This window comes from Sulfuricurvum sp., assembly GCF_049305995.1.
Classification (GTDB): Bacteria; Campylobacterota; Campylobacteria; order Campylobacterales; family Sulfurimonadaceae; genus Sulfuricurvum.
The window spans coordinates 1-8,293 of the sequence record NZ_JBAQPS010000399.1; the positions used below are offsets into that span (position 1 = coordinate 1).

Below are 8,293 nucleotides of genomic sequence, written 5' to 3' on the forward strand. Positions count from 1 at the left end.
CTTCTGTGTCAATACATATATCTCTTTTTAATGCACTGTTTTGAATCACTATATCGCCACCATCGGTGGGGTAGACTCGATCGGTTTCAGCCTCTATGGTGATAGGGGTATGGTCATTTTTTTCACGGCTCTCATCGGTTTTATCGATGTAGGTGAATCCTTCGAGTCCTGTTATCTTTGTTTGGGTGATATCGCCTACGGTGAAATAGGTATGAAGTGCTTGAGTGATCTCAAAAGGGGTATCATCTCGGTTTTGGGTGGTGAGTTCCATGGTGAGTGATTTGCCTACGGTCACTTTGAGTATCAGGCGGAAACGGTGAGGCCATAGTGCATAGGTCTCGGGGGTATCACTCAGCTCGAAGCTAATACTGCACTCTTGATCTTTGAGTAAATAGGTGGAGACGACGTTCCACATACGGGTGCGTGCCAACCCATGATCGCTGCGACCCAGCTTTTCTGGATCGGGACCAAACCACGGCCAGCAGACCGGGACGCCGCCTCGGATCGGAGTGCCCTCTTTGAAGATCGCTTTTTCACTGAGAAATAGCAAATCATTTTCGTCAGAAGCAAAGGTATAGGAGAGTAGGTGTGCTCCATACACGGAGATTGCGGCGGTAGCATGTGGAGTGGTGATAAGGGCGATGGGAAAGCCCTCTGGCCCCTTTTTAAAGGTGACGTATCCAGCATGGGAAAAACGGGAGTTAAGGGTTTCGATATCCATAAGGTGTCCTTAGCTATTCTTTAGTGCTTCTATTTCTTCGGCTTTCTCTTCGATGGTGAGCAGTTCGTCTACTTTTTCTTCATAGAGAGCTTTGGTTTTTTCCAGCTCTTCGGCTAACACACTGATTCCGATTTTTTCGTATTTTTTAGGATCGGCGAGAGAGGCATTCAGCTCATCGATCTTGGCTTCGAGGGCTTCTATCTCTAATGGCAATTTTTCCAATGAGCGTTGCTCATTAAATGTGAGTTTGAAAACTTTGGGCTTTTCGATTTGTGCCGCTGCGGTAATCGTTGCAGATTTGGCAAATTCTGCTTCCATCGCCTCCATCTCTAGCAACTCTTTTTCATCTTCGAGGTATTCGCTGTAGGGTTTATAGCTCTCTTCGATGGTTCCGTCCCCTTTAAAAATAAAGAGTTTTTTAGCGATTTTATCGACGAAGTATCTATCATGGCTTACGAGGATAACAGCACCTGCAAAGTTTTGGAGCTTCTCTTCGAGGATGTTGATGGTGGGGATATCGAGATCGTTGGTCGGTTCATCGAGGATGAGGCAGTCCACTTTTTTAGTAAACAGCAGGGCGAGGGCAACACGGTTTTTTTCTCCGCCGCTGAGGACTCCCACTTTTTTATCGAGAAACTCTCGCGGAAAGAGGAAGTTCTTGAGATAGCCGTACACGTGATAATCTTGCCCCTGTGCATCGACTCGGTCTCCGCCGTGAGGACAAAACGTTTCGATGAGGTTGAGATTATCATCGAGCATCTCACGGTGCTGATCGAAATAGCCGATGGTGAGTTCTCCCATCTTGATAATGCCATTCGTTGGTTTTAGACGCCCTAGAAGGGCTTTTAGAAGGGTAGATTTACCGCTTCCGTTGGGTCCGACGACGGCGATGACGTCTTTTTGGAGGATTCGGGTGGAGAAATTGCGGATAAGCTCTTTGTTCCCCAGTGTGAGTCCCAGATTTTCCACTTCAAAGAGCATCTTTTGGCGATTTACACCCTCTCCACGGTTGAAGTGTTTGGCTTCGCGCTCCAACTCCAGTTTCATTTTTCGGATGCGGCTCGGGTTGTTTTTGGCATCTTCCCGTAGAGCCAATACCCTCTGTTTTCGCCCTTCATTCCGTTTTAGACGTGCTTTTACCCCTCGACGGAGCCATTCATTCTCCGTTTTGAGAAGCTTGAGGAGGTTGTCATGCTGTTGTGCCATCGTCCGTAAGAGTTCTTGCTTTTGTTCGAGATAGTTGCTGTATCCACCGCTAAATTCACGCAGAGCACAATCTTCCACCTCGATGGTTTTTGTGGCGATTTGGTCGATGAAGTAACGGTCATGCGAGATAAAGAGGAGGGTAAAACGTTCTTTGAGAATCAGCTCTTCGAGAAACTCCACCATATAGACATCGAGATGGTTGGTCGGCTCATCTAACAATAAAATATCAGGTTTGAGAAGTAGCAGTGAAGCGAGAGCAACACGGCGTTGTTCCCCTCCACTGAGTAGATCAACCTTTTTAGTTTCATATTCTTTGAGCATGAAATGGTGCATGATCCGCTCGATCTTATCATCGAGATTCCACGCATTATGATGATCGAGAAAGGTGGTTAGGTGAGATTGCTCTTGGAGGAGAATTTCGTTGTCAAATTGCTCGGCGAGGAGGGCTGAGATCTCATCAAATCGTATTTTTGCCGTCCGAAGCTCCCCCAAACCCGCTTCGATCGCTTCACGGACGTTATGAGAGGGGTCAAACGCGGGGACTTGGGAGAGCATTTTGATCTCTATTCCCTGTCGGTTGATTCGCTCCCCCTCATCAGCATCAAGAGAGCCGTGGACGATTTTCATCAGAGTCGATTTGCCGCTTCCGTTTTTGCCGACGATAACGACCCGTTCCCCCTCATCGATATGGAAGTTGATATTTTCTAAAATTTTTTGGGCTTCATAGTGTTTGGATACATTGAGAAGATCGACAAGTGCCATAAATATTATTCCTTAGGGAGGGTAAAACAGGTTGTTCGTGATAGATACCATGTCGCGATAGCGTAATCGGTATAGGGAGTTTCACGTTGAACGGGTGGGATGGAATCGTTACGAAGTTTGCTACGGATGATCCCAAAAACGATAAAACTGAGCAAGAGCACTCCGATGGCGATAAACCAGTCACTTTTCCACCAAACAATCAAAGCTAAAATATAGTTTCCATAGCTAAGAGTATATCCCATCATCCGTGCATAAAAACGGCATTGACGCGTTGGTAAGGCAGGTGTGGGTGCAATGTGGAAGATAGGGCTTTCACTGTTCATATCTGAGATTATAGCTTATCTTCTCTTGCAAGGATTTAATGTGAAGAGTTTTTTTGTATCCGGTCAGTCTATTTGAAGAGAACATCTCATCCACTGTACCGGAAACTTTGAGCTAAAAAGAGAGCTTATTGACGTTTAACCATTGTTTTTTGTTGAAAAGATTCCTGTAACATATTATCGAGAATTGTGAACAGCTCATCACTGGATGCTTCCATCTCTGTAAAATTGCGTATAACAGCATCTCGATTTTCAACAACACGATCTGAATTCTCAATGAACGTGAGGTTTGCATGGACTTTAGCATGTACGTTTGCATGAGGTTGTTCGAGTAATCGGTAAGAAGGCAGCATACTAAAACGCTCTTTCCCCTTTCCACCCTCATACCATTTGCCTAAACGACAATTATGGTGGTCTGCAAATGGATTTTTTATTTTACCTTCAAATACTGAACTAAATGCATTGGATTTAAACACGATATGATCGATTTTAGCCAATGTAATAAAGGTGGAATTCTCAATATTTTCTGCTTGATATGCCGTTTCAAGTGCATCACCGTTAAATTTATGCAAGGTGTCTCTAAAGCTCATAATGGTTGAACTCGATTCCCCTGCTATATCACTCATTGTTTCTGAATTATTTTGGATATCTGAAGCATCTTGTTGGAGTATTTGAATCGACATACCAATCTCACTGGTTGCTTTTTGGGTTCGTTCAGCCAATTTACGTACTTCATCGGCAACAACGGCAAATCCGCGTCCATGCTCTCCCGCGCGTGCTGCTTCAATAGCGGCATTGAGTGCGAGAAGATTCGTTTGATCGGCAATATCTTTGATCAAATTAACGATAGAAGATATTTCATTGGTTTTGTCGTTTAGTGCTGTTACTGCATCATTGGACGTTTGAATGAGTTCAATGAGAGAGGAAAGTTTGATAATAATATCTTCAAGCTCTTCAACCGTTTGGCTTGAATGTTCTGCGGTTGATTGACTTTTTTCGACGATTGCTCCAAGTTGGCTAATATTGGTTGTCAAATCTTGCTGAATAATATTTAACCCACCTGCCACCCCATGTCCAATTGCACTTAATTTGGAATTAACGGCTGTTCGCTGAAGACTATGAGCACTATGTTCCATTGCATTGATTCCCATATTGACAAGAGAACAATTATAATTAAATGCACCGTTTAACCCTTTGCAGATCACTTTACGATAAAATTTTTCCTGACTTGCCTTAGTAACTCCGGCATTGATTTCACGCATAAATGTTTCTAACTGATCGAGTAAATCATTGGCCTGCCATGATAGTTCCGCAAACTCTCCATGATCTTTAATGTGGATTATCCGAGATTCCAAATTACCTTGATTAGCTTCTCGTAAAATTGTTCCGACACTTCGAACTGTTTGCTGTGCTTCTTTAATATGGATAAACATCAACCATGCTAATCCAAAATTAAACAGTGTGAGGAGTTGCAGCCATCCTAAACCATGAAATACAGCTTCCAGTAAAATCGTTAGAGTAAAAACTCCCAACGCTATAAAGTTAAGGTATTGTGCCTTAGAGAGAGAAGACAAGTTCTTCATACGAAACCCCTTTTTGTTGCAGTAAAGTATCGAAAATCTTTTGTGAGGCACTTATCCCACCCGCTTTTTCAGCACGTAGAAGCTCAGCATATAGAGGTTTAATCACCTTTAATGCTTTTTCTGTAGGTTTACGTCGAACAGAATGGTATCCAATGATTTTGCCATCTCCATTGATGGATGGTGTGACATGGGCAAACACCCAATAGTAATTTCCTTCTTTATTTTGGTTAAGAGCGTATGCAAAAATTTCCTCACCGGTTTTGACCGTCTCCCATAAAAGTTTAAAAACAAGTGCCGGCATGTCAGGATGACGGAGGATATTATGAGGGGCACCTATTAATTCATTTTCTTCATAACCGGAAATTTTGATAAATAAGGCGTTTCCATAGGTAACTCGCCCTCCTAAATCTGTTTTTGAGACAATGAATTCATTCTCTCCGAAAAATACTTCTTGTTGGCTCATGTTGTTTTTAACCCCCTTGATTGTAATTATTCTAGCTTAATCGATTCATACTCAGAAGCAACTCTTCCATTTTATCATCTACTGTTCCTACATACTGAGTCAACTCCATCATATCATCCATATTCTGATTGAGTGCTTCACTGTTATCATTAATAGCTTGAATGAGTATATTGATGGTCGCGGATGTCTCAGCCAAACTTTTTTGAGTCCGTTCAGCCAGTTTGCGTACCTCATCGGCAACAACGGCAAATCCTCGTCCATGCTCTCCTGCTCGTGCTGCTTCAATAGCAGCATTGAGTGCTAAAAGATTCGTTTGATCAGCAATATCTCCTATGGTTGTTAGTATCTGCTTCGTTTCTTGAGCATTACCGGCAAGTGATTTTAGATTTTCTGACAGCTCATGTTCTTTATTCGCAACACTTTGAATTCGTTCTACAGTTGTATTAATCATACCGTTAAGTTCAACAAATTGGTTTACGCGGAGGGTTTCAATGGTACTTTTAAGTTGTTTGGTATTGTTATTTAATACTTCTTTAGCTTCGTTATTTTGAGATTCCATAGACTGAAGTGCTGTTGCTAGATCATTGATTTTTTCGAGCATTTCCCCCATTTTTCCTTCGACGGTTATGTGTGTACGTGTCGAAAATTTTCTTTGGCTTAGTGCTTCTAAAACACTGACTGCTTGATCGAGATTTTTTTCGGTTGAATCGAGCATGGCATTCATCGTTTTTCGTAGGAGATGAACATGGGGGGTTTTGCTGTCACTTGCGACACGGCACATATAATGACCACGACCAACTTTATCGGCAAGGAGTACCATTTCCCCTGCTACTTTAGTATCTTGTTCTAATATTGCTTCGTGTATTTTAGCAATATGGTTTAATTTTTCTTCTATACTATTTGGTTCAGCCGGGATGGGAACAATTTGGTTACGTTTAAATTGTAATAACTCTTCAAAATCATTTAAATGTTGTGAAAAGAGCTCTGACTCGGAAGAAGATGAGAGAGTGATGCCGATAGCACTACTCATAAGAGTAAGAATGACCGCTGCTGCAATCCAAATAGAATTTAAAATAAGCAATAATACTAATCCCAAAATACCTATGGCTAATAAAATAATAATTTTTGTACTTTTTTGCATTCTTTATGACCTTTCTTAACGCATGGTTCGATAGAGATTTTCTGCTGCTTTGATCTCATCACGAGAAGGCTTTCGTCTACAAGAGAGGTATCCTCCTTCATTATCGCTACACTCAATATTTGGATAAACAGTGGCAAAGACCCAGTAAAAACCACCTTCTTTAGTTGCATTTTTAACATAGCCTTTCCAAACTTTACCTCGTTGAACGGTATCCCATAAATCTTTGAAAGCTGCTTTTGGCATATCAGGATGACGAACCATGCTGTGAGGTTTTCCGATCAGTTCTTCGAGAGTATAACCCGCAATTTTGCAAAAATCTTCATTGGCAAAAAGAATTTTACCTTTTGAATCTGTTTGAGAGACTAAAAAATCGGTATCTTTAAGTATTTCTTCCATTTTTATATCCCTTGTTTTGAGTACATTATAATATAATTCAGTAAAATGCTCATGCTACTTTAAATAAATAGATAACAATCTTAACCCATAAAAGTGTAGAAAAAGAGTAGTTAACTTTTAATAATTATTAAATAAATAGCTGAAATGGAAACCAATGCGAGTAAAGTCACCTAACAGCATTTTAATTATCGATAATGATAGAGAGAGTAATAAAAATATCGCTTTTTTTTTAGAGAATCGATTTAATACCGTTATCAGTGCATTTGATGGACAAGAGGGGTGGAAATATTATAACGAATATACTCCGGATATTATTATTACGGATATAGAAATGCCTAAGATGGATGGATTGGCGTTAATTCAAAAAATACGTAAAAATGACCCGGATACGACAATTATTGTGTTAACTGCCCATTCTCATCAGCAGTATCTAATGAGAGCTGTGACGTTAAAACTCGATGAATATTTGATTAAACCAATCACATACTCAAAGTTAAATGATACGCTTCATCGTATACGTCAAAAAAAGAATTACCATACCGGTAAAATTACATTTGATGAATATGAAAATGCTTATTATAGTTATGAATCAAAAACAATATTTTTTCAAAATAAAGAGATATCTTTGACGAATAAAGAGATAATGATGTTTGAATTGCTCATTGAAAATCGGGGTAAAGTCATTGAATATGATTATATTGAAGAACGGATTTACAATAGCTCTTCAAAAACGCATAATCCTATTAAATGTATTATAAGAGATCTCCGAAAAAAACTCCCTTTTATCCATATCGTTTCTGTTGCAAAATGGGGATATAAGCTTTTATAAAAATAAGAGGAAGAATTGTAGAAAGTTCCAAATAAAATCAAACATCTCTCCAATACTCAATAACCGGCAATAAAAATACTTGTTCAAATATTTGTTGAGCAATAATCCAACGATTTTCTTTGGCATTGAGCATAACGATTAAGCAGTCATTTCCCTCTTTTTTGGCTCGTGCGATGAGACAAGGGCCTGCTTTTGAGGTATAGCCTGTTTTGACTCCGACAGCATATTCATAACGGTTCAAAAGATAGTTATGAGTTTTGGCAACAAATTTTCGATTCGTGTTGAGTGAATAATAAGTATGTTGATTTTGTCTAGTGATATCATTGAACAAAGGATTTTGTATAGCGTATTCGGCTAGATGGAGAAGGTCCATAGGTGTCGAGTGGTGTTCGCCGATGTCAAAACCGCAAGGATTGGTAAAAGTGGTATTATTCATGCCGATTTGTTTGGCTTTAATATTCATCATTTCGACAAAGGTATTTAAATCTCCTCCGATGGCGATGGCTACTGCCATTGCTGCATCATTATCCGATTTGATCATGGTCGCTTTGATTAAATCTTCTAAAGAGATTATCTCTCCTTCTTTGTAGCCTGCTTTGGTCGGTTCGACGGTTGTCATTTCTGTTGTAATGGTAATCGGACGATTCAAATTCCCCTGTTCAAGTGCCAGTATAGCTGTCATGATTTTAGTTAAACTAGCAGGTTTGACCTCTTTTAGAGCTTCTTTTGAATAGATCACTTCACCCGTAGTGAGCTCTTTGATTAATAAAGCTTCCACATTGAGTTTATCAAGTTCGTCTTTATCGATTTGAGCGTACAAAGAAAAGGTAAATAAAAAATATAAAAGGGCTAAATATCGATATATCATATTG

8 protein-coding genes and 2 pseudogenes are annotated in these 8,293 nt (G+C 40.1%); 1 reads left to right on the forward strand and 9 read right to left on the reverse strand.

The window, feature by feature from the left end; all coding sequences use genetic code 11:
* The 8 genes and pseudogenes from WA010_RS13380 to WA010_RS13415 form a co-directional block, all read right to left on the reverse strand.
* The coding region (locus WA010_RS13380; protein ID WP_422557616.1) for a D-hexose-6-phosphate mutarotase at positions 1-721 on the reverse strand (721 nt) is incomplete at its 3' end.
* Between the two features lie 9 nt (positions 722-730).
* Positions 731-2,689: a ribosomal protection-like ABC-F family protein gene (gene abc-f / locus WA010_RS13385; RefSeq protein WP_422557617.1), complete on the reverse strand. Its 1,959-nt coding sequence runs from the start codon at positions 2,687-2,689 to the stop codon at positions 731-733.
* A 5-nt stretch (positions 2,690-2,694) separates the two neighbouring features.
* Positions 2,695-3,012, reverse strand: a complete 318-nt coding sequence (locus tag WA010_RS13390) for a hypothetical protein (protein WP_422557618.1) — start codon at positions 3,010-3,012, stop codon at positions 2,695-2,697.
* 125 nt (positions 3,013-3,137) lie between these two features.
* Positions 3,138-3,599: a CZB domain-containing protein gene (locus WA010_RS13395; protein ID WP_422557622.1), complete on the reverse strand. Its 462-nt coding sequence runs from the start codon at positions 3,597-3,599 to the stop codon at positions 3,138-3,140.
* Positions 3,576-3,869 (reverse strand): annotated as a pseudogene (locus WA010_RS13400) (methyl-accepting chemotaxis protein); the annotation flags it as partial. The pseudogene WA010_RS13400 and the gene WA010_RS13395, both read right to left, overlap by 24 nt.
* Positions 3,870-4,566: 697 nt before the next feature.
* The gene (locus WA010_RS13405; protein WP_422557619.1) at positions 4,567-5,055 is read right to left on the reverse strand and encodes a PAS domain-containing protein; all 489 of its coding nucleotides are present in this window, start codon (positions 5,053-5,055) and stop codon (positions 4,567-4,569) included.
* A gap of 31 nt (positions 5,056-5,086) precedes the next feature.
* Positions 5,087-5,401, reverse strand: a pseudogene (locus WA010_RS13410) (methyl-accepting chemotaxis protein); the annotation flags it as partial.
* Positions 5,402-6,211: 810 nt separating this feature from the next.
* Entirely contained in the window at positions 6,212-6,592 is a 381-nt protein-coding gene (locus WA010_RS13415) for a PAS domain-containing protein (protein ID WP_422557620.1), read from the reverse strand.
* 154 nt (positions 6,593-6,746) lie between these two features.
* Here WA010_RS13415 and WA010_RS13420 point away from each other — a divergent pair, with 154 nt between their 5' ends.
* The gene (locus WA010_RS13420) at positions 6,747-7,421 is read left to right on the forward strand and encodes a response regulator transcription factor (protein WP_422557621.1); all 675 of its coding nucleotides are present in this window, start codon (positions 6,747-6,749) and stop codon (positions 7,419-7,421) included.
* A gap of 37 nt (positions 7,422-7,458) precedes the next feature.
* Here the strand turns inward: WA010_RS13420 and WA010_RS13425 are convergent, their stop codons facing one another.
* Positions 7,459-8,289, reverse strand: coding sequence for a D-alanyl-D-alanine carboxypeptidase family protein (locus WA010_RS13425; protein WP_422557623.1), 831 nt, complete (start codon positions 8,287-8,289; stop codon positions 7,459-7,461).
* Positions 8,290-8,293 lie beyond the last annotated feature (4 nt).